Raw genomic sequence first — 23,130 nt, forward strand, 5'->3', positions numbered from 1 at the left:
CAAATCCTGATTTTATTTATCGTCCACCGATGACGCCTTATCTTGATATTGTTTATCAAGATGACGATTTAGTGGTGTTGAATAAGCCAAGCGGCCTACTCACGGTGCCTGGCCGTTTAGCTGAACATAAAGATTGCTTACAAAACAGAGTGCAAAAAGTATTACCGACCGCCACAATTGTGCACCGATTAGATATGGCCACCTCGGGCATTATTTTAATGGCGTTAAATAAACCGGCACATGTTGAGATCAGTCGACAATTTGAAAAGCGTCAGACTCAAAAATCATATATCGCTCGAGTATACGGTAAAGTAGAAAGCCAAACAGGTTCAGTAGATGAACCGTTAATTTGTGATTGGCCTAATCGACCAAAACAAAAAGTAGATCATCAACACGGCAAAAAATCGCTGACTCATTATCGCGTTTTATCGTATCAAGAAAATTCAACCTTAGTTGAATTAACGCCAGTTACGGGTCGCTCGCATCAATTAAGGGTACATATGCTGTCTTTAGGGCATCCTATTTTAGGTGATAGACTTTATGCGCACGATAAAGCCCTGACTATTAGCCCAAGATTACAGCTGCACGCTCAATGGTTAACCATCACACATCCAGTAACAACACAAACAATCACCTTTAACGCTATGTGCCCATTTAATTAAATGACTCAAGATTCATTTAAAACCTAGTATTAAAAATCGTTTGATTATTATTAATAAAGATAATGTAATGGAGAAATTCGATAATCGGCCGATATAATGTTCAATTTATTTACCAACACTGATAGGTTACTTGTGACTCGCCATTGCTTACTTTTCTCCATATTATTCATCGTCATTGCCTTCTCTTCGTTAACTACGAATGCCTTTGCCGCTCAACAAGAAGATACGGTAAACACTAACCAAGAACAAAATGATCCTTCAGCACAAAAAAGCGAAGAAAAGCAAGAGGGATCGGAAGTTGGTAATAAGGATGTAACCGCCAATTCCGAAGAAGCATCAGACAGCAATAAATCTCACTTAAGAAGTAATATTGATATTGTTGCGCCTGTTAATGCGCTAACCACTAAAAAGAACGATCTTAAACATTATTTAGCTGCAGAAATCATTCAGCCGGTATTGGTTGGGCCTGAAGATCATACCACTTTAGTAACCACCAACAATGCCATAAACAACAAAGGGGTGATGATTTTACTGCCTGATTGGCAGCAAACCGCGGCAAGTCCCAAAGCACTCAATGCTTTAAGAAAAAGTTTTCCTGATCAAGGATGGACAACAATAGCTGTCCAGCCCCCTAATAAACCCGAAAACTATCCATCTTACGCGATTGAACAAACAGCAAGAGATGAAGAAAATAGTAAAACACTAGGCGATTATCAACAACAACTAGCGAAAATAATTGCCGCAGTTACAGAAAATGCAAAAGGCTACCCAGGCATAATTCTTGTTGTCGCTGAAGGGCACCATGCGGCGTTATTGCTAAATATTTATCAAGAAGCCTTAGCCGAAAAACCAACCGCATTCATTATGCTTAGTGCTCATTTAAATGATATACAAGCGAATGTCAGCGCGGCCAAAAATTTATCTTTATTAGAGTTACCAGTACTCGATTTATACCTAAAAGCTGACAACCCCCTCGTTATGAGTAGCATGAAACTAAGGAAAAAATTCGTCAATCAAGAATTGAAATCAAATTATCGGCAAAAGAAAATTTACAATACGCACACTGGCTACTACCCAACAGAGTCACTTATTAAAGAGATTAATGGCTGGTTAAAGTCAATTGGCTGGTAAGTCTAATAAAGTAGTGTTTATCTTAATGGAATCTGGATAAACGCTTTAGTGAATAGTCGTGATTTGATATTAATTTCTAAGCAAGGATTCAGCAATTAATTAAGATCAGAGTCAACCCAATACTTTGTACCTTGTAAAGTAGCTTGTAACGCTAAACCATTTTCCGTCATTTGATAAATTGAAACCCCATTAACAACCGTAACGGCTTTACTTCCTTCCGCGCCTTTTTTACCTGATTTTGCCGCAACATCCGCTTGACCGGAAAAGTCCCAACCATACTCAATAAAATTATTAAGCGCATCACGAGTATGAAAAACAAACACAGCACTAAAATCTTTTACACCAAATCCTATACCTACCCCTGCAGAGGCCATATTCATATAAGTATTTTTACCAGACGCATTATCATGCACGACACCTGTGCCGCCTCCAGCAGAAAAAAAGACTAAATTTACACCAATATTTGAAAATACAGCATAACCTTTGGCATCCGCTATTTTCTCTTTAACATTCGGTTCTTCTTGGTAAAGTTTAGCTAGTACTGCTTTACTCATATCAAGCACTTCTTGTCTATCGGCTTGTTTATCCGCGAAAACGTTAAACGACAAAAACAAAAACGTGATGAAAATTATAACTTTATTCATATATCTATCCTTAATTTAGAGTGCCTCAATAGGATTTGCCTACCAAGTATATGACTACTTGATACAAGTATCATTTTCGCCCTATGTATACCATTGACTATCGTACGAAACAGTTTATTTCTTTATGTCATTAATCATTTCATAAGCCGCTTGAATATCCTGCGTTTTTTGTTTAGCTACGTCCATCATTTCGGGTGGTAACCCTTTCGCGACGAGTTTATCTGGATGATGTTGCGCCATGAGCTTTCGATAAGCTTTTTTAATTTCTTGAGCAGAGCTAGATTTATCTACCCCTAATAATTTATAGGCGTTGTCTAATTGCTGCTCGGTTGCCGCCCCTTTAGTGCCTTGTTGATGAAAATTAGCACCCGCGATGATCATCTCCAACAGTTGATCTAACTGGTAAACAGAAAACCCTAATATTTTTGCTATACGATGTAAAGCCGCTCTTTCCGTACTATCTAAGTCACCGTCAGCGAAGGCCACTTGTATTTGAATTTCAAGAAAAAGTAACAATAAATCTTGTCGGTTAAAACAGCTTCTTTTGAATTTTTTTAAATGGTCCTCAAGTGGAAAACCCGCCATTTTTCCTTCTCTAAAAGCATCTTGAGCCTGCTGTTTCATTTCGCTGTTTAAACCGAGTTTATCCATGTATGCACTAGCAAATGCAATTTCATGCTCAGTAACCTGACCATTCGCTTTCGCAACAAACCCCATAGCGGCAAAGGTGCTATAAAAAAAGTTTGCTTGGCGTGTTTCATCCGTTTGTTTTGCTAAGCCATCAAAATCAAAACCGCTTCCTTGATCAAATCGATGGCCTAGCCATAAACCAAGCAAAGCGCCAAAAATATTTTTGCTCAACATAAAGCCAAATAAAAAGCCAAATACTTTACCCCAAACTCTCATTTATCCCATACCCTGTATTTTCATATTAAGTTGTTGCAATCGCTCTGGTGTGCCAACGTCAGTCCATACGCCTGACAGTTTTTCACCGCTCACTTGTTGTTGTTTCATAGCTGATATTAAAATAGGGGCTAATGGCATTACCTTATGATCTAGATATGCATGAAATAATGACGGTCGATATAAACCAATACCACTAAAAGTAAAACAGTTTTTTTGTATTTCGGTTTTTCCTTCCCATTCAGCTTGCTGCTTACTTTGTAATACGCCATCATTTAAATAAAAATCGCCTGACACATTATGAGGCGGATTATCAACCACCCACAAATGCGCTTGTTGTTTTTCTGTTAAATGAGGTAATGGTGAGAAATCATAATCGATATAAATATCACCATTAACCACTAAAAAAGGTTCATTTCCCTCAACTAACTTCGGCAAAGCTTTAATAATGCCACCAGCCGTTTCTAACGCGCCATCGTTTTCCCAACTGTACTGAAAATTCACGCCAAATTTTTCACCATCTTGCAAATAATCAACAATACGTTCACCTAACCATGCAAGGTTTATCACGATATCACTAACCCCAATTTTGGCTAATTTTTTGATGTGATATTCAATCAAAGGAATCCCGGCAACGCACAGAAGTGGTTTTGGGCATTTATCTGTTAAAGGTCGCATTCTTTCGCCGCGACCTGCGGCTAAAATCATCGCTTTCATGTGGGTTCAACGGGTATTTTTTTAGATAATGTCGGTATCACTGTTTCTTGCACTAATTGGTGTAAAAAACGGCATTGTGGATACTCTGCACTAATATCCACAATATAAGATAAGGTTAATGGAATATCATTGAGATACCCCGTTTTACCATCACGATGAAATAAACGGGCAAAAATACCACAAGCTTTAATATGACGCTGCAAGCCCATTAAATCAAACCACTTTTGCCATTGTTGTTCACTTATATGTGACAGAGAGAATTGCGTTGACATTAAATCAATAAAATAATGCAATAAAGGCGTTACTTGTTCCCTTGGCCACTTAACATAGCAATCACGTAATAAAGACACCACATCATAAGTTATAGGGCCAATAACCGCATCTTGAAAATCAATGGTTGCCAACTCATTATCGACTAGCATTAAGTTTCGACTATGAAAATCTCTATGCATTACCACTTTGGGTTGTTCAAGTGCGTTTGATATCAAAAAATCAAAACAGCTTTGTAACTGCTTACTTCCCTCGCTAGAAAGCGTAATACTTAGATGTTCATGCAATAGCCAATCAACAAATATATCAAGTTCACGTTGAATAAAGGCATCATCATAAACAGGCAAATTTTGCGGTGTAATGCTTGCAATTTTTGGCAATAACGATATCGCTTGCTGATAGTAATCAGTCATATTGTCTGAAGTTAACACGGTTGATAACTCGTTATTTCCCAAGTCACTCAAACACATAAAGCCTTGGAGCTCATCATAAGCCAGTACTTCAGGTACTTTAACCGCTACGTGTTTTAACTGTTGCTGCATATATAAAAACGCGGGGTTATTACATTTATCCACGGGAGAGTCCACAGCAATTACCGACTGGTTATCTTTAATAAACCGAAAATAACGTCGAAATCCCGCATCACCATTCATCGATGATAATTCACATTCATTTAACGCAAAAATATTAATTAACCATTGCGTTAATTGTCTTTGTCTTAGATCTTCCAAAAAAGCCACCTTTCACTCACCATACCAGCCAATATAACCAATTAGCATGACAAAGAAAATTGCTATATTATTAATGCGTTTAACGTTAAAATGCTTTCTGATACGCAAAATGCGTAAAAATGAATTTCACTTATCGGATTATTAATGCCTTTTTCCCGTACAACGCTATTATTAATTATTGGCACCCTGATAACTAACAATGTATTTGCTCAAACTGAAAATAACGTTAATCAAAACGTTATTAGTTGCCCTGTTCCTGTGCGTCAACCTATTAATACTTTCGACAATAATTACGACCTATCAGCCTTAAATATCTTATCAAAATCCTCGATGATTAAAAAAAATCAAATCGCGAAATTTTCAGGCGGGGTAACGTTAATCAACCAAGAACATACAATAAAAGCCGATGATATTGAGATAAATCGTGAAAACTCTTTAATTAATGCCCAAGGTAATATCCATTTTCAAAACCAAGGTGTGGATATTTTTGCTTCCCAATTAACTGCCAGTAAAGCGATGCAGGCAACCTTATTATCTGATTCATCCTATCAATTAGCAGGGAATCCTGGCCATGGTAGTGCCGCTAAAATATCAGTAAATGCTGAAGGTACTTTGTCCTTAATTGATTCAAGCTTTACCACCTGTTACGGCGATACGCCAGACTGGTTAATGCAAGCAAGTGAAATTAATATTTCGGTAAGTGAAAACTATGGCGAAGCTTATAACGCTCGCTTTAAAGTGTTTGATGTTCCTGTTCTTTACATTCCTTATTTTAGTTTTCCTGTCAATAATGAAAGAAAATCAGGCTTTTTATACCCCAAAATTAGCACAACCAAACGTTCAGGGTTTGAGATAGAAACGCCTTATTATTGGAATATTGCTCCAAATATCGACGCGACTATAACACCAAGATATATGTCAAAACGTGGCACGCAATTAATCACTGAACTTCGTTATTTATCAGGTTTGCAAAACGGCGCGTTCAATATTGAATACTTGTATAAAGATGACGAATTAAAAGCAAATAATGACCCAAGATACCTAGCAAGGTTTCAACATACCGGTACTTTTTCAGACAATTACCGAGCCTATATCGATTACACTACCATCAGTGATGACAACTATTTAGTCGATATCAAAAGTAATCAATATAATTCTAATGATGCTTACCTTTACCAAGTAGGAGAACTCGCTTTTTTTGAAAAAAATTGGCAGGCCAAAATCCAACTACAAGATTTTGAAATACTTGGCGATCATAAAACAAGTTACAAAACAGTTCCTCATATTGAAATTAACAGTTTTCAACCGCTTCCTTTTTTAAATGGGCAATTTGATCTTTATTCTGAAATGACTCGTTTTACTACTTCAAACAGAAACTTACCAGAAGCAGAGCGTTATCATTTGGAAGCGGGTGCAATGTTCCCGATATCAAGTCCGGCATGGTTTTTAAATTCTGAGTTCAAATTATTACAAACCACGTATCGTCAGAAAAGGCTTTCAGCTAATAGTAACTTAGCAGAAAACGTTAACCGAACTATCCCAAAAGTTCGCTTTCATGGTGGAATTAACTTTGACCGCGACATGCCATTATTTGGCAAAGATTACATTCAAACACTAGAACCTCAATTACAATATCTTTATGTGCCTGATAAAGATCAATCTATGATAGGTGTTTACGACACAACAACCTTGCAAGACGATTATAACGGATTATTTAGAGATCAACGATTTAGTGGTATTGACCGTATCGCAAAAGCCAATCAATACTCTTGGGGGATAACGAGCCGAATTTTAGATCCTGCCAGTATTGAGTTATTCCGCTTAAGTGTTGGGCGTATCGTGTATTTGAACAACAGTAATATTGCCGTCGATGCCGAACAAGGTATTGCTGCCGATGAATCAGCGCTGGCCAGTGAAGTATTTATTCAATTAAGTCGAAATTGGCAGTTTAGTGGTGACATTCAATATAACACTAAAGATAACATTACCAATAAAAGTCAAACGAGCTTAGATTACTTATTTACAAATAATCACTCAATACAATTGAACCATCGTTACAGTCGCAGTGTCTCAGGTACTAAGTTAGAGCAAGCATCACTGTTAACAAACTTTAGTCTGAATAAAGATTGGCAGTTTGTCGGAAGAATTTCTCAAGACTTACAGAATAAGCGTAGCCTTGAAACCTACGCAGGTTTGCAATATGAAAGTTGCTGTTGGGCGATCCGTTTTGCATATCATCGTCATATCAACTCAAATATCGATGAAGAAGACTTTATTAATGAAAACCGCGATGAATTCGACAGTGGATTTATGATAGAGTTTATCATCAAAGGATTAGGTGGCAGTCAAACCTCAATAAATACGAATGAAATGTTCAATGATAGTATTTTTGGTTATAAACGCCCTTATTTTCTCAACAATTAAATGAAGAATTAAAAATTACATGAAAACCTTATTTAAAATTATCACCTTAGCTGTAACCACAATGAGTATAACAGCATTAAGTTATGCTAAAGAAACTGAGCTTGACCGTGTAGCAGTAATTGTTAATAGCGGTGTAGTCCTTGAGTCAGAAGTTACTGACTTAATTACTAACATCAAGCAGCAAGCTGAAAAAAACAATCAAACGCTTCCTCGTGATAAAGCCCTTCGTGTTCAGGTAATTGACAAGCTAATTGATGACACTTTAGTTATGGAAATTGGTAGCCGAATGGGGATTCAAGTCAGTGATGCTCAACTTGATGACACCATCACCAATATGGCAAGAGAAAACAACTTAACCCTTGAGCAATTTCGTCAAGCCATTGTGAATGACAATCTAGATTACGAAAAATATCGCGAAAACATTCGAAAAGAACTTATTTCAGGCGAAGTAAGACGCAACAGCGTTCGCCGTAGAATTTATATTTCACCACAAGAAATTGCCAACTTGCTCACGGTTATGAAAGAACAAACCAACAGCGATATCGAATACCGTTTAGGCCATATCTTAATAGAATTTCCACCAGAGCCAAGCCAAGAAGACATGAATGCCGCGAAAGTTCGCGCTGAAAAAGTAATTGCATTATTGAATGACGGAAGTGACTTTGCTCGAATTGCCATTGCATCTTCAGGTGGCGCCAAAGCTCTTGAAGGGGGAGATTTAGGTTGGAAAAACATCAATGAAATGCCGACATTATTCTCTGAAATTATCGAAGGAAAAGATAAAGGCACAGTATTAGGTCCTATTCGTACTGGCTTAGGTTTTAGTATTGTAAAAGTTGTTGATATTCGTGGCCGACAAGTGGTTGAAGTTGAAGAAGTACAAGCTCGACATATTTTAATCGAACCATCAATTATTTTAAGTGAAGCGAAAGCTGAAGAAACCTTAAAAGAATTAAGAGAGCAAATTATCTCAGGTGAAGCTGAATTTGCAGATTTAGCAAAAGAGTTCTCTGACGGTCCGACATCAGTAAAAGGTGGCGATTTAGGTTGGGCAGATCCTAGATCATACGACCCTGCTTTTTCGGCTGCTCTTGCGGCGTTAAAAGTAGATGAAGTCAGCCAACCTTTCCGTTCATCATTTGGTTGGCACATTGCCAAACTGACTGGTCGACGCACATTAGATGCAACTCAACAGATGAATGAAAATAAAGCGCATCAATTGCTATATCAACGTAAATTTGGCATGGAAAGCGCGCGTTGGATTAAAGAATTACGCGATGAAGCATATATTGAAATTTTAGCACAGGACTCAGAATAATGGTGAGACGTATAGCAGTCACACCGGGAGAACCAGCAGGTATAGGTCCCGATCTTATTATTGAGATGGCTCAAAAAGACTGGCCGGAACAAATTATTGTTGTGGCTTCAGAGCAACTATTACGAGATAGAGCAAAAGCGCTCAATGTCGAGTTAAACTTTACCCTTTATGATGAAAGCCTTGCCGCTACGCCTCATCAAGCAAATACTTTGACCATATTGCCGATAGAACTAGATTCGCCTTGTATTATAGGTGAGCTTGATTCAGCAAACGGTCATTATGTCGTTGAAACATTACGCATTGCTTGTGAAAAAAATATCAATGGTGATTTTGATGCTGTTGTAACAGGTCCTGTACATAAAGGTCTGATTAATAAAGCAGGAATCGCATTTAGTGGCCATACAGAATACTTTGCTCATCAAGCAAACTGCACAGATGTGGTAATGATGTTAGCAACAGAAGGGCTACGTGTTGCCTTAGTCACCACGCATATTCCTCTGCAATATGTTTCAAAAGCCATCACGGTAGACAGGCTGAAAAAAGTCACTCAAATTCTTCATCATGATTTAGTGACAAAATTTGGTATTGCCGAACCTAAAATTTATGTCTGTGGTATTAACCCACATGCAGGTGAAGATGGTCACTTAGGGCGAGAAGAAATTGAAGTGGTGAACCCTGCCCTTGATGAACTTCGTGCCGAAGGTATTAATGCTATAGGCCCCTTACCAGCAGACACTATTTTCCAAGAAAAATACTTATCAAAAGCCGATGCCATTTTAAGCATGTACCACGACCAAGGATTACCCGTGTTAAAATATAAAGGCTTTGGCAAATCGGTAAATATTACCTTAGGTTTGCCTTTTATTCGTACGTCGGTTGATCACGGTACTGCAGTAGAATTAGCGGGAACAGGTCAAGCTGATGCAGGTAGTTTTTATCAAGCAATTAATACCGCGATAACGTTAGCAAACAATCAAACTTAAATAGCGCACCAAGATATCTAGTAAAATGATCATCTGGTTTAATTAGAGAAAACAATGAGCAAAAACTCACATTTAGGTCACCAAGCTAAAAAAAGGTTTGGACAAAATTTTCTTCACAATGACGCTATTATTAGTCAAATTGTTGATGCTATCAATCCTGAACCAAGCGACAACCTTGTAGAAATAGGACCTGGTTTAGGTGCACTAACCGAACCCGTTATTGAACGTGCCGGTGATATATCTGTGGTAGAATTAGACCGAGATTTAGCGCATCGTTTACGCTATCACCCTTTTATTGCTAAACATTTAACCATTTACGAGCAAGATGCACTAAAGTTTGATTTTGCTAGTTTAGCGAGCGATGACCGACCTTTAAGAATTTTCGGAAATTTACCTTATAATATTTCGACCCCGTTAATTTTTCACCTATTGTCTTTTAAAGACAAAGTTAAAGACATGCATTTTATGTTACAAAAAGAAGTCGTAGAACGGATGGCATCTGGACATAACTGTAAAGCATTTGGTCGATTATCAATCATGACGCAATACCAGTGTCAGGTAATGCCTGTGATGGAAATTGGTCCAGAAGCCTTTATGCCGCCACCAAAAGTTGATTCTGCGATTGTTCGATTAATTCCACATAAAACGATTAAGAATCCAGTAAAAGATCTAAAAGCACTGAATCAAGTTTGTTTAACGGCCTTCAACCAGCGTAGAAAAACTATCAGAAATAGTTTTAAAAAACTGATCCCCGTTGAACAATTAATTGCCATGGAGCTTGATCCTACGCTACGTCCAGAAAATTTAGCGTTAGATGACTATATTAAACTTGCAAACTTTATTACTGATAATCCAGTAACCGATAACCCTGTTGGCAAATAACATGACTGATATTTCATCAAGTGAATTAGCACAAAATTTAACGCTAGCCAAAAACTCAAATGTGAAGGTTTCGGTTAGTACTAAATACATTCCAGAGCATTCTAACGAATTAGAAAAACGTTATGTGTTTAGTTATACCATAACCATAACCAATAACAGCGAAGAAAATGTAAAACTGTTAACACGCTATTGGTTGATTACTGATGCCAATGAAGATACGTCAACGGTTGCAGGTGAGGGAGTGATAGGTAAACAACCCACGATTCCGCCGAATAAATCTTTTGTTTATACCAGTGGCTGCGTATTAAAAACTCCGGTTGGTACTATGCAAGGGCATTATCAAATGCTAACCAAGCAAAATCAAAATATTCAAGTTGAAATTCCAGTCTTTCGTCTTGCGCTACCCAATATACTCAATTAATTATGGCAATTTATTTTGTTGGTGATATTCAAGGATGTTACAGCGAATTAAAAGCTCTGTTGCAGCAAGTAAACTTTTCCACTGAAAATGACCAATTATGGGTCGCCGGTGACATGGTCGCTCGCGGTCCAAACTCCTATAAAACACTCAAATATTTAATGTCGCTAGGCGACAGCGTCAAAGCCGTATTAGGAAATCACGATTTACACTTATTAGCCATTTATGCGGGCATAAAAAAAGCTAAAAAATCTGATTATTTAGCCCCCTTATTATCTGCCCCTGATGTAGATAAATTAATCCATTGGTTAACTCAACAACCTTTGCTTAGAAAGTTACCTGATGAAAATGTGTATATGTCTCACGCTGGTCTCCCACCACAATGGACAATAGAGAGCGCAATTTCAGCTGCTCGATCTGCTGAGAAAAAAATCAGCTCCTCACAGCGGAATAAATGGTTAGCTAGAATGTATGGCGAAAAGCCAAATGATTGGTATCAAGCAAAAACGAAAACAGAAAAATTTAGGTATACTATCAACGGCCTCACGCGAATGAGATACTGCTATTTAGATGGCAAATTAGAGTTTAACTGTAAAACAGCCCCCGAAGATGCAACCGATAACATAAAACCTTGGTATGAGTTAACAACAAATCAGATACAAAATTATCAATGGATCTTCGGCCACTGGGCCGCTTTAATGGGTAAAATTAATGTTGAAGGCCTTTATGCATTAGACACTGGCTGCGTTTGGGGTGGGCACCTCACACTTTTACGTTGGCATGATAAAGCGATTTTTGTAGAAAAATCACATAAAATCTTACGATAAAGCAATAACTAAAGGTGAAAATCATTTAAAGATTGGTATACTAATCTTTCAGGGAAGTATTATTTTTATTATTATGCGTTTCGAAAACGAATAATAAGGACATATTTCACTAAAACTCTAACTATATACAACTGGTGACGTAAATGAACTTAACTGTTGCAATGAAAATAATTGGTGGCTTCGCCATTATTTCGCTTTTACTTATAATTACTAGCGTTATTTCGCTGAGTAATTTAAATAATATTAATGACGCTACCTCTACTCAAAGCGAATTAGCTATTCCAACGTTAAGTGGTAGTACGGAATTAGCTAACGAATTAATTCAAATTGGCAACTTAACACTTAGAGCTTATTATCAAACTGAACTCACTCCTTTATCAAATAATTTAACAAGTTATAACGAGATAAATTCAAGCTTTGCGAATAATCTAAAGAAATTAAAAGTCATCGTGAAAAGTGAACAAAACCTTTTAAGTAACCTCTCAAAAGTAGATAGCATTTATTCAACCTTACAAAGCGATATTGATGCGGTTTTCGAAAATCGAAAAATTAGCATTGAGCAACGTGCTCTCTTAATCGACAACGTTGATTTATTAGAAGAAAAAGCAGATGACACGACCACCCTAATGCTTGATTTAGCGGATCATGATCTCGCTGACACTAAACTACAAAGAGCTGTAGAATTGGGCGAGCAGTTAGAAACTTACCTTAATGCCATAGTTTCATCAGCATTAGAGTTTCGTGGTTTGATCAATCCACAATCAGCTGAAATTGTCGAAAAAGAAATCAATAACTCTTTTAACGATGTTAACCGTGTAATCGCTGAAATTAATGCGGAACTAACCACAAATAACGCAGATGATATTGCCGAAGACGTAAATTCTTCTATTTCAAGTCTTTCAAGATTACTCACCAGTAGCGAAAGTATTTTCAATCAAAAAACCACACAATTAAATGCATTAGCCTCAGCCACAGAAAAACTTGACGCAGCAGAAAAAGATATCAAGAGTGTTAATGAGATTTTAGCTAAGCAAGTTGAATTAGCGAATCTAACAACTAAATCTTCAAGCACATTAGTCGCTGACTCTGTCAGTGATGGCAATACCTTAACAGTTATTCTTATGGTGATTTCAATTGGTTTAGCCGTAGTAATTGCGTGGTTTACGCTAATCAGTATTACTCGACCATTATCACGTGTTAACGAAATGTTGAACATTGTCTCTTCAGGAGATTTATCAAGAAAACTTGATGAAAGCGGTAAAGATGAATTCGCTCAGTTATCAAAAAACTGTAATTTATTAATCGACAGTTTACGTAACTTAATAAACGGTATTGTCAGTCGCTCTACTCAACTTGCCACTGCTGCAGAGCAAACTTCAGCGGTTACTGCACAAAGTACCACGGCGATTGAGGAGCAACGAACCCAAGTAGAACAAGCAGCCTCGGCGACAACTGAAATGAGTAGCACTTCACAAAGTGTACTTTCAAGTGCTAATGATGCATTAGGTGAAATCAAACAAGCTGATGATGAAGCGGAACGCGTAAAAGGTATCTCAGATAGAAACCGTAAAACGATTGAACTTCTTGCTAACGAAGTTGAAGATGCATCACAAGTGATTAATAAACTTCAACAAGACAGTGCTTCAATCGGTGGTATTCTTGACGTTATTCGCGGTATTGCTGAACAAACAAACTTACTTGCATTAAACGCGGCTATTGAAGCAGCACGAGCAGGTGAGCAAGGTCGTGGTTTCGCAGTTGTTGCAGATGAAGTTAGAACGTTAGCCAGTCGAACACAAGAATCTACACAAGAAATTCAAAATATGATCGAAGTATTACAAACAGGTGCTGAGAAAGCGGTAACTGTGATGAATACCGGTAAAAAACAAGCGGCTGATTGTGTCATTCAAAGTGAAGAAGCAGATAAAGCACTTGAAACAATTACTCATGCTGTTCATGAAGCGTTTGATCGAAGTTCTACCATTGCAACTGCGGCAGAAGAGCAAAGCGCGGTAGCACATGAAATCAGTGAAAATCTAGAATCGATTGTAGCAATCGCAGAACAAACGACTGCCGGTTCAAAACAAACGGCTGAATCAAGTAGTGAAGTTGCAAGACTTGCTGAAGAGCTACAGTTATCAGTTCAAGAGTTTAAACTTTAACTTTCTAGAAAATATATCCGTAGAAAACGGTTCAAAGGCAGAAATAACAAAGGCTAGTATTGATAAAATACTAGCCTTTTTAATAAGTGAATAGACGATTAACTTTGCTTAGACATCCAAGCAGTGAAACTATTTATTGCGGCTTTATTAAGATCATCTAATTCTGCAAGGTAAGTTTTCTTAAGCTCCCACGCTTCGCTTGATTTTTCAATCGCAACCAATTTAGCATGTACGGCTGTTAACCCAACACTTCCTGTTGCACCTTTCATTTTATGACATGACTCTTGCCATAACGTTTGTGAACATGCCGTTAGCGCTTCTTCAATACTTTTTAAATACACGACAGATTGTTGAATATATAAATCTAACATCTGCTGAACAATGTCCCTGCCGAGGTTTTCTACATACCCAGCAAGCAAATTGGCATCTAACCCATTAATATTATTCACAAATTTTATCCCTACTTTATTATTAGTTCTATTGTAACAACTCATCGAAAAAAGTCATTAGTGATTTAATAATAACCGAATTGCTAATAGGATTAAATATTCAAGATTTCATCCCTCTACCCCGCCATTTATATTGCATTTATCGGTAAATTCCTTCAAAATAGCCGCCTTTTATCGGGTATATCAAATAATCTCGCTTTAGAGATAATTTAGAATAGCCACCTAATCTTATTATTATGACTGAAGTTAGAGAGTCCTAGCCCTTTACATAATACGACACCTCGGAGAAACCATGTCTACATCAATGCCTGATATTGCTAACCATACCACTGCCCAAACTGAAGGGACGTTGGACTGGGTTGGCATGAGTAATATAGAAATGCCTATTATGCTCGCTTCAAAAGGTGAATCTCCTCGCATGGTTTCAGCCTTTGTTGACGCTTTTGTTAATTTAAACGATCCGCAAGCGAAAGGCATTCATATGTCTCGCTTGTATTTATTATTGGATGACCTTTCAAATAATAATGAATTAAATTATCAAAGTTTAGTTAGCTTACTTAATGGTTTTATCAGTAGCCATCAAGAATTAAGTGATAATGCTAAGGTCGTATTTAATTGTGATTTTCACTTACGAAGAAAGTCGCTTATTAGTGGTAAACAAGGTTGGAAAGCGTATCCAATTACTATCACAGGATTATTAAGCCAAGGTAAATTATCTATTGAACTTGCTGTTGATGTTAGATATTCGTCAACATGCCCATGCTCGGCTGCACTTGCTAGACAGTTGATTCAAAAAGCGTTTAAAGAAAAGTTTACTCAAGACGATGTTAATCTTGAAGATATTCACCAATGGCTTGGCACTACCGATGGTGTCGTTGCGACACCGCATAGTCAGCGTTCCGTGGCAGAAGTTAAAGTGAAGTTAAATGCATCCACTACAGAATTTCCGATCACAGATATTGTTGATTTAGTTGAAAACGCTTTAAAAACCCCAGTTCAAGCAGCCGTTAAACGCGAAGATGAACAAGAGTTTGCTCGACTTAATGGTCAAAACTTAATGTTTTGTGAAGATGCTGCCCGACGTTTACAACATGCCATGAATTTAACAACTGAGTTTGACGACTTTTGGCTTAAAATAAACCATTTAGAATCGTTACATGCTCATGACGCTGTCAGTGTCACAACCAAAGGTGTTATCGGCGGATACCAACCTTAAAGTTAATTTAGAAAACCTAGTTAAAAAAACCAACAATTTGTTGGTTTTTTTATATCCTTAATTCTTTTCAATAACTTATCAAATCTTGTATAGACAAGGTGAATAAAATTTGAATAAAACTTTTTATTCATCAAACGTACAAACTTTCAACAAAAAACTGTAATAAAATTTCATTTTCGCTATAATTTCATATCAAAAAACGAATTCAACGAATATTTCATCGCAAATAAAAACTTTACCAGCTGGTCAATAGATAGCTTTAACCAGTAAATACAATAAGTTATAGAAATGTAAAAAAATTACGAGCAAAAACTCTATTTTTATTGACCTTTGCTAGATAAATGTTTAATGTTAGCGGTTCCCCTTGGGTAAAAAACAGAGTAATTATGCAAATTTTGCATAACTTTATTCTTTTCTTAACTCTGTCACCAAGCCGGTATTATATTTAGGAGAGACAACATGCAGCTTTATGATCACAGCAAACAAAAAGATAACTGTGGATTTGGTTTAATCGCTCATCAACAGGGCGAAACAAGTCATAAGCTCATTAAAACAGCTATTCATGCTTTAGATCGCATGCAACACCGTGGTGGTATTGCTGCAGATGGAAAAACAGGTGATGGTTGTGGATTATTGATGCAAAAACCAGATTCTTTTTTTCGTGCCGTCGCCGAAGAGAATAACTGGAAGCTTGGTAAAAAATATGCTGTAGGTATGGTTTTTCTAAACCCTGACCCAATTCAAGCTGCAAAAACTAAAGAAATTTTAGAAGAAGAGTTAACACGTGAGACATTAACTATTGTTGGCTGGCGCGTCGTGCCAACCAATACTTCTATGTTAGGCGAAATAGCTGCGGGCAACTTACCAACCATAGAACAAGTATTTGTTGATGCTCCTCCAGGTTGGAGAAACCGAGATTTAGAGCGCCGCTTATATATGGCACGTCGTCGTGCTGAAAAACGTATTGAAGATGAACGTTTCTATGTAGCGAGTCTTTCTTGTTTAGTAACCATCTACAAAGGCTTAATGATGCCAGTAGATTTGCCTAACTTTTATTTAGACCTTGCGGATATCCGCATGCAAACTGCTATTTGTGTTTTCCATCAACGTTTCTCGACAAACACTTCTCCGCAATGGCATTTAGCGCAACCGTTCCGTTACTTAGCTCACAATGGTGAAATAAATACTATTAAAGGTAATCGTCAATGGAGCCGTGCAAGAACTCACCGTTTCCATTCGCCATTGCTACCAGATTTACGCGATGCTGCACCATTTGTTAATGAAAGTGGTTCCGATTCATCATCATTAGATAACATGCTTGAATTGTTCCTTGCTGGCGGTATGGATTTATACCGCGGTATGCGCTTATTAATGCCACCAGCATGGCAAAACAGTCCATTAATGGACGATGATCTAAAAGCATTTTATGAATTTAACTCTATGCATATGGAGCCATGGGATGGACCAGCAGGTGTCGTGGTCACCAATGGTCGCCACGTTGCGTGTAATCTTGATAGAAACGGCTTACGTCCTGCTCGTTACGTTATTACTCGTGATGGTTTCATTACACTTGCTTCAGAAGTCGGTATTTGGGATTACGGTGAAGATGAAGTGGTTGAAAAGGGTCGCGTAGGTCCAGGTGAAATGCTTGCCATAGATACTTATACCGGTAAAGTATTTGCTTCAAATGATATTGATAATGATTTAAAAGTTAGACACCCTTATCGTGAATGGTTAAATAAAAACATTAGTCATTTAGTGCCATTTAGTGAACTTGATGCTGAGCAAATTGGTAAGCGAGTTTTTACTGATTTAGAAATGTCGCAATACCACAAGCTGTTTAATTACAGTTATGAAGAAATTCAGCAAGTGGTAAAAACCCTTGCGGAAAATGGCCAAGAAGCAACTGGTTCTATGGGTGATGACACCCCAATGGCGGTACTTTCAAGTCAACCAAGAACTCTATTTGATTATTTCCGTCAACAGTTTGCCCAAGTAACTAACCCACCTATAGATCCGTTACGTGAACGTTACGTTATGTCTTTAGGTACTTGTATTGGTCGTGAACATAATGTTTTCAATGAAACCACCAGTCATGCTGATCGTGTTTTATTTGAATCGCCAATTTTAATGTACACAGGCTTAAAACAGTTACGTGAACTCGATCCTAAACATTATCGCAGCAATACAATCGCGTTAAATTACGCGCAAGACGAAGGGCTAGAATCAGCCATCAAACGTATTTGTGATGAAGCGGAAGATCTTGTCAGTAATCAAGATACGGTAATTTTAATTTTATCCGATCGTCAAATTCAAAAAGACATGTTACCTATACCTGCCGCGATGGCGGTTGGTGCAGTTCAAAAACGTTTAGTCGATAAACAGCTTCGTTGTGATTCAAATATTATTGTTGAAACAGCGGCGGCTCGTGACTCACACCAGTTTGCAGTATTACTTGGTTTAGGGGCTACTGCGGTTTATCCATACCTTGCATTTGAAACGATTGAACAGTTAGTCGAACAAGGACAAATTGATTTGCCAGCACGCCAAGCTGTGATCAATTATCGTGACGGTATCAGCAAAGGTTTGTTAAAAATACTCTCTAAAATGGGTATTTCTACCATCGCAAGTTATCGTTGTGCGGGCTTATTTGAAGTCATCGGCTTAAACCAAAATATCATGCAATTATGTTTCCCTGATCTACCGAGTAGAATTCAAGGGGCAGACTTTGAAGATATCGAACAAGACAATATCAATCTTGCACGTAAAGCCTTTTTAGCTCATCAAAAAATGAGCCACGGTGGTATTCTTAAGTATGTTCACGGTGGTGAATACCATGCTTATAATCCAAACGTGGTCAATTATTTACAAGATGCAGTGCGCAGTGGCGAATATGATAAATATCGTAAATTTGCTGATGAAGTAAACAACCGCCCGCCAGCAACATTACGTGATTTACTTGCTTTTAAAGAAGATACAAAGTCAATCAGTCTTGACCAAGTTGAAGCTGATAGCGAAATGTTTAAACGTTTTGATAGTGCTGCAATGTCAATTGGCGCACTTAGTCCAGAGGCTCATGAAGCATTAGCGATTGCGATGAACCGTTTAGGTGGTTATTCAAATTCAGGTGAAGGCGGTGAAGATGAACGTCGTTTTGGCACCGTGAAAAATTCGCGTATCAAACAAATTGCTTCGGGTAGATTTGGCGTAACACCACATTACTTAGTAAATGCTGATGTGTTACAAATTAAAGTTGCCCAAGGTGCAAAACCTGGCGAAGGTGGTCAATTGCCTGGTGATAAAGTATCACCATTAATCGCGAAATTACGCTTTTCAGTACCGGGCGTTACGTTAATTTCGCCACCGCCACATCATGATATTTATTCAATTGAAGATTTAGCGCAGCTAATTTTTGATTTAAAACAAGTTAATCCAACGGCTGTAATTTCAGTGAAGTTAGTGTCAGGACCAGGCGTAGGCACAATCGCCTCTGGTGTTGCCAAGGCATATGCTGATTTTATTACCATTTCTGGTTATGACGGCGGTACTGCGGCTAGCCCTTTAACATCGGTTAAATATGCGGGTTGTCCATGGGAGCTTGGTTTAGCAGAAGCTCATCAATCACTCGTTACTAACGGCTTACGTCATAAAGTACGCTTACAAGTTGATGGTGGTTTAAAAACAGGGTTAGATATAGTTAAAGCGGCAATACTTGGTGCAGAGAGCTTCGGCTTTGGTACAGCACCTATGGTTACACTAGGTTGTAAATTCCTACGTATTTGTCATTTAAATAATTGTGCGACAGGTGTTGCAACACAGGACGAAGTTTTACGTGAGCAATTCTTTAAAGGCTTGCCTGATCAAGTAATGAATTACTTTAAATTCATTGCTCATGATGTTCGTGAAATTTTAGCGCAATTAGGTGTCGAAAGTTTAGAAGCGATCATTGGACGTACTGATTTATTAGTACCTCTAAAAGGGATCACAGCGAAACAACAGAAATTAGATTTATCGCCAATTATTGCGCCAGTAGTCGCAGGTGATAATACAGCCTTACATCAAACGGAAGAAAATACGCCATTTGATAAAGGCGCACTCAACCAAGAAATACTTGCAACAGCTTCAGAAGCCGTTGCTCATAGTAGTGGTGGCGAATACAGATTTTCAATTCAGAATACTGATCGCTCAGTGGGCGCTTCACTTTCTGGTGAAATTGCACGTCAACATGGTGATCAAGGCATGTCTGCAACGCCAATCAAGTTATCACTGACAGGTACAGCCGGTCAAAGTTTTGGTGTTTGGAACGCCGGTGGTTTAGAAATGACCTTAATTGGTGATGCAAACGATTACGTTGGTAAAGGAATGACCGGTGGTAAGCTAACGATCAAGCCACCAAAAGGTGTCGATTACGCTAGTGAAAAAACCATGATCATGGGTAATACCTGTTTATACGGAGCAACAGGCGGTAAATTATTCGGTTGTGGCCGTGCTGGTGAACGTTTTGCTGTTCGTAACTCAGGATGTCATGCTGTTATAGAAGGCACTGGCGATCACGCTTGTGAATATATGACCGGTGGTATTGTAACGATTCTTGGTCAAGTTGGGGTTAACTTTGGTGCCGGTATGACAGGCGGGTTTGCTTATGTTTTAGATGAAAACAATGATTTAGATATCCGTTTAAATCATGAATCTATCGAAACATTACCGATAGAAGATTTAACGATTCATCAAGAGCATTTACGTGGCATCATCAGCCAACACCATGAAGAAACGGGCAGTCTACATGCTCATAAAATTTTAAATGATTTCGATGCTTATGCACCATTATTTAGATTAGTAAAACCAAAAGCTACCGACGTAAAAACGTTATTAGGTCACCGTAGCCGTTCATCTGCAGAACTTCGCGTTCAAGCGCAATGATATAAGAACGCGAATTGAGGAAGAAACAGAATGAGTAAAAATGTTTATCAGTTTATCGATGTAAAAAGAATCGATCCGCCGAAAAAGGCAATAGAACAACGTAAAATTGACTTTGTTGAGATTTATCAACCCTTGAGTACTGATCAAAGTGCTGGTCAAGCTGATCGTTGTTTAGATTGTGGTAACCCGTATTGTGAATGGAAATGCCCTGTTCACAATTACATTCCACAATGGTTAGAGTTAGTTACTGAAGGTAAAATTTTCGAAGCGGCAGACTTATGCCATTCAACCAATAGTTTACCTGAAATGTGTGGTCGAGTTTGCCCACAAGATAGATTATGTGAGTCGGCTTGTACACTTAATGAAGATTTTGGCGCTGTCACCATAGGTAATATTGAAAAATACATTACCGATACTGCCTTTGCGCAAGGTTGGAAACCTGACTTATCAGAGGTGGTTAAAACAGGTAAACGCGTTGCCGTTATTGGTGCGGGCCCTGCAGGTTTATCTTGTGCTGATGTATTAACACGCCACGGTGTTGACGCCGTAGTGTATGACAAGCATGCCCAAATAGGCGGCTTACTTACTTTTGGTATTCCGTCATTTAAACTTGAAAAAGACGTGATTCAAACCCGCCGTGAAATTTTTGAAGGTATGGGCATAGAGTTTCGTTTAAATACCAATGTAGGTGTTGATATTAGTTTTGATGAACTAAGCAATGAATACGACGCAGTATTTTTAGCGCTAGGTACTTATACCGATATGACTGGCGGCTTTGAACATGAAGGCGCAGCGGGTGTTTATAATGCCTTAGACTTCTTGATCGGCAATACTCAAAACTTGATGAAGATTACCGAAAATGCCAAGCCTTACGTTAACTTTAACGATAAAAAAGTTATTGTATTAGGTGGTGGTGATACCGCGATGGATTGTGTTCGCACTTCTGTTCGTCAAGGCGCAACGGATGTTACTTGTGCTTATCGTCGTGATGAAGCCAATATGCCTGGCTCTCCTAGAGAAGTACAAAACGCAAAAGAAGAAGGCGTAAACTTCCAATTTAATTTACAACCGCTTGATATTGCCGTTGATGAAAATGGCAATGCGTGTGGCGTTAAGTTTGTTAAAACTCAATTGGGCGCTGCCGATGCTAATGGACGTCGTAGCCCTGAGCCAATTGAAGGTAGTGAATTTATCATGGAGGCCGATGCGGTAGTTATTGCGTTCGGTTTCTTACCTAGTCCACCACAATGGATGAAAGATGCTGGTGTTGAACTTGATTCTCGTGGCCGTGTAGTTGCTGTTGAAAACAGTAACTTTGCACTCCAAACTAGCAAAGAAAATATCTTTGCTGGTGGCGATATGGTACTAGGTTCAGATCTAGTCGTTACCGCCGTTGATCAAGGGCGTAAAGCCGCCTTAGGTATTTTAGATTACGTATTAAGTTAACGCGTAATAACGGTGTTGATTAAAGAGCAGCTCCGGCTGCTTTTTTATTTAATTGTAACAAGAGATCAATATTTAACTTAACATTCAGTTTAACTTAGCAAACTTGACTATATTTATAATATCAAACGATTATTAATATGTGCTATTTATAAATTTGGGTGTTTTAAAAGGATATATGATAAAAAAGATGTTACGAAATGCATGCCGCATGCTCACTGTCTTTGGGTTATTTTTCATAACCGCCCCATCTCAAGCTGAAGAGATCAAAGTGGTTACTGAGTATCTTGCTCCCTATCAAATGAATAATGCTGATAATAGCTTAGGTGGGTTTTCTACTGAGATTGTGCAAGCCATATTTAAACAAGCAGATAAAACGCCAAACTTTAGTGCTATCCCTTGGGCAAGAGCATATGAAACAGCTAGCACAGAAAAAAATGTGATGATTTACTCGATTGCTCAAACCAAAGAGCGCAAAGATCTATTTCATTGGATAGGCAGTTTAATTAATGAAAAACTGTTTTTTTGGGGGTTAAAGAGTCAATTCCCTGAGCCCATAGATGATTTAGAGCAGCTAAAAAAATATATCGTTGCATCCGCACGCAATTCAAATGTTGCCCACTTTTTAAAAATTAATAATTTTAAACATAATTATAAATTGGTAAAAGAAGATCAAAACATACAAATGCTTTTCAAAGGTCGTGCTGAGCTGATCATTGCCACTGAATTAACTCTGAAACATAACACTAAAAAGCTTAACTTAGATTTTGATAAACTAATAAAAATTAAAGAATTTACCGATATAAATAACGACTTAAACTTAGCGATGAATCTACAATCAGATCCCGAATTAGTCGCTGAATTTCAGCGGGCATATGCAGAAATTAAATCTCAAGGGGTAATCGATGCTATTTATAAGAAGTGGGGAATTCCATTGCATTAAGCCAAGATCACTAAAAATATTTTAATATAAAAAAGCCGTTTCAAACAAAAGTCTGAAACGGCTTTTTATTATAATGATTCAACTCTT

General features: G+C 37.9%; 18 protein-coding genes. 13 read left to right on the forward strand and 5 right to left on the reverse strand.

Annotated features, from left to right (window positions below; genetic code table 11):
• Positions 1–29: 29 nt before the first annotated feature.
• Complete coding sequence (gene rluA, locus Q4493_RS16260; protein WP_303455026.1) at positions 30–662, forward strand: bifunctional tRNA pseudouridine(32) synthase/23S rRNA pseudouridine(746) synthase RluA; 633 nt, start codon at positions 30–32, stop codon at positions 660–662.
• A gap of 96 nt (positions 663–758) precedes the next feature.
• Positions 759–1,793: a DUF3530 family protein gene (locus Q4493_RS16265; RefSeq protein WP_303454892.1), complete on the forward strand. Its 1,035-nt coding sequence runs from the start codon at positions 759–761 to the stop codon at positions 1,791–1,793.
• Between the two features lie 95 nt (positions 1,794–1,888).
• On the opposite strand, the gene Q4493_RS16270 is transcribed toward Q4493_RS16265, so the two are convergent.
• The 4 genes from Q4493_RS16270 to Q4493_RS16285 all read right to left on the reverse strand — a co-directional run bounded on the left by Q4493_RS16270 (position 1,889) and on the right by Q4493_RS16285 (position 5,058).
• Positions 1,889–2,437, reverse strand: coding sequence for a YSC84-related protein (locus tag Q4493_RS16270; protein WP_303454894.1), 549 nt, complete (start codon positions 2,435–2,437; stop codon positions 1,889–1,891).
• Between the two features lie 114 nt (positions 2,438–2,551).
• The gene (djlA, locus tag Q4493_RS16275) at positions 2,552–3,343 is read right to left on the reverse strand and encodes a co-chaperone DjlA (protein WP_303454895.1); all 792 of its coding nucleotides are present in this window, start codon (positions 3,341–3,343) and stop codon (positions 2,552–2,554) included.
• The gene (gene murU, locus Q4493_RS16280) at positions 3,344–4,057 is read right to left on the reverse strand and encodes an N-acetylmuramate alpha-1-phosphate uridylyltransferase MurU (protein ID WP_303454898.1); all 714 of its coding nucleotides are present in this window, start codon (positions 4,055–4,057) and stop codon (positions 3,344–3,346) included.
• A complete protein-coding gene (locus tag Q4493_RS16285) occupies positions 4,054–5,058 on the reverse strand; it encodes an aminoglycoside phosphotransferase family protein (protein ID WP_303454899.1) in 1,005 nt (334 codons plus the stop codon). The genes murU and Q4493_RS16285 overlap by 4 nt, the downstream gene beginning before the upstream one ends.
• 144 nt (positions 5,059–5,202) lie before the next feature.
• Between Q4493_RS16285 and Q4493_RS16290 the strand changes: the two genes are divergently transcribed.
• From Q4493_RS16290 to Q4493_RS16320, 7 genes are all read left to right on the forward strand, one after another.
• Positions 5,203–7,482 (forward strand): LPS-assembly protein LptD, encoded by a 2,280-nt coding sequence (locus Q4493_RS16290; RefSeq protein ID WP_303454901.1) that lies wholly within the window; start codon positions 5,203–5,205, stop codon positions 7,480–7,482.
• Between the two features lie 19 nt (positions 7,483–7,501).
• Entirely contained in the window at positions 7,502–8,800 is a 1,299-nt protein-coding gene (gene surA / locus Q4493_RS16295; RefSeq protein WP_303454903.1) for a peptidylprolyl isomerase SurA, read from the forward strand.
• Positions 8,797–9,783 (forward strand): 4-hydroxythreonine-4-phosphate dehydrogenase PdxA, encoded by a 987-nt coding sequence (pdxA, locus tag Q4493_RS16300; RefSeq protein ID WP_303455027.1) that lies wholly within the window; start codon positions 8,797–8,799, stop codon positions 9,781–9,783. Before surA ends, pdxA begins: the two co-directional genes overlap by 4 nt.
• Positions 9,784–9,837: 54 nt before the next feature.
• A complete protein-coding gene (rsmA, locus tag Q4493_RS16305; protein ID WP_303454905.1) occupies positions 9,838–10,665 on the forward strand; it encodes a 16S rRNA (adenine(1518)-N(6)/adenine(1519)-N(6))-dimethyltransferase RsmA in 828 nt (275 codons plus the stop codon).
• A 1-nt stretch (position 10,666) separates the two neighbouring features.
• Positions 10,667–11,086, forward strand: a complete 420-nt coding sequence (gene apaG / locus Q4493_RS16310) for a Co2+/Mg2+ efflux protein ApaG (RefSeq protein WP_303454907.1) — start codon at positions 10,667–10,669, stop codon at positions 11,084–11,086.
• A gap of 2 nt (positions 11,087–11,088) precedes the next feature.
• Complete coding sequence (locus Q4493_RS16315; protein WP_303454910.1) at positions 11,089–11,910, forward strand: symmetrical bis(5'-nucleosyl)-tetraphosphatase; 822 nt, start codon at positions 11,089–11,091, stop codon at positions 11,908–11,910.
• 143 nt (positions 11,911–12,053) lie between these two features.
• On the forward strand, positions 12,054–14,072 hold the full coding sequence (locus tag Q4493_RS16320) for a methyl-accepting chemotaxis protein (protein ID WP_303454912.1): 2,019 nt from the start codon (positions 12,054–12,056) through the stop codon (positions 14,070–14,072).
• A gap of 98 nt (positions 14,073–14,170) precedes the next feature.
• Here Q4493_RS16320 and Q4493_RS16325 read toward each other — a convergent pair whose 3' ends face one another.
• Complete coding sequence (locus tag Q4493_RS16325; RefSeq protein ID WP_303454914.1) at positions 14,171–14,521, reverse strand: Hpt domain-containing protein; 351 nt, start codon at positions 14,519–14,521, stop codon at positions 14,171–14,173.
• Between the two features lie 292 nt (positions 14,522–14,813).
• On the opposite strand from Q4493_RS16325, the gene folE2 reads away from it, so the two are divergent.
• The 4 genes from folE2 to Q4493_RS16345 all read left to right on the forward strand — a co-directional run bounded on the left by folE2 (position 14,814) and on the right by Q4493_RS16345 (position 23,043).
• Positions 14,814–15,737, forward strand: a complete 924-nt coding sequence (folE2, locus tag Q4493_RS16330) for a GTP cyclohydrolase FolE2 (RefSeq protein WP_303454916.1) — start codon at positions 14,814–14,816, stop codon at positions 15,735–15,737.
• Between the two features lie 459 nt (positions 15,738–16,196).
• Positions 16,197–20,657 (forward strand): glutamate synthase large subunit, encoded by a 4,461-nt coding sequence (gene gltB, locus Q4493_RS16335; RefSeq protein ID WP_303454918.1) that lies wholly within the window; start codon positions 16,197–16,199, stop codon positions 20,655–20,657.
• Positions 20,658–20,687: 30 nt separating this feature from the next.
• The gene (locus Q4493_RS16340; RefSeq protein WP_303454921.1) at positions 20,688–22,103 is read left to right on the forward strand and encodes an FAD-dependent oxidoreductase; all 1,416 of its coding nucleotides are present in this window, start codon (positions 20,688–20,690) and stop codon (positions 22,101–22,103) included.
• 208 nt (positions 22,104–22,311) lie between these two features.
• Complete coding sequence (locus tag Q4493_RS16345) at positions 22,312–23,043, forward strand: ABC transporter substrate-binding protein (protein ID WP_303454924.1); 732 nt, start codon at positions 22,312–22,314, stop codon at positions 23,041–23,043.
• Positions 23,044–23,130: the final 87 nt, after the last annotated feature.

It is taken from the genome of Colwellia sp. 1_MG-2023, assembly GCF_030546755.1.
Lineage (GTDB): Bacteria > Pseudomonadota > Gammaproteobacteria > Enterobacterales > Alteromonadaceae > Thalassotalea_H.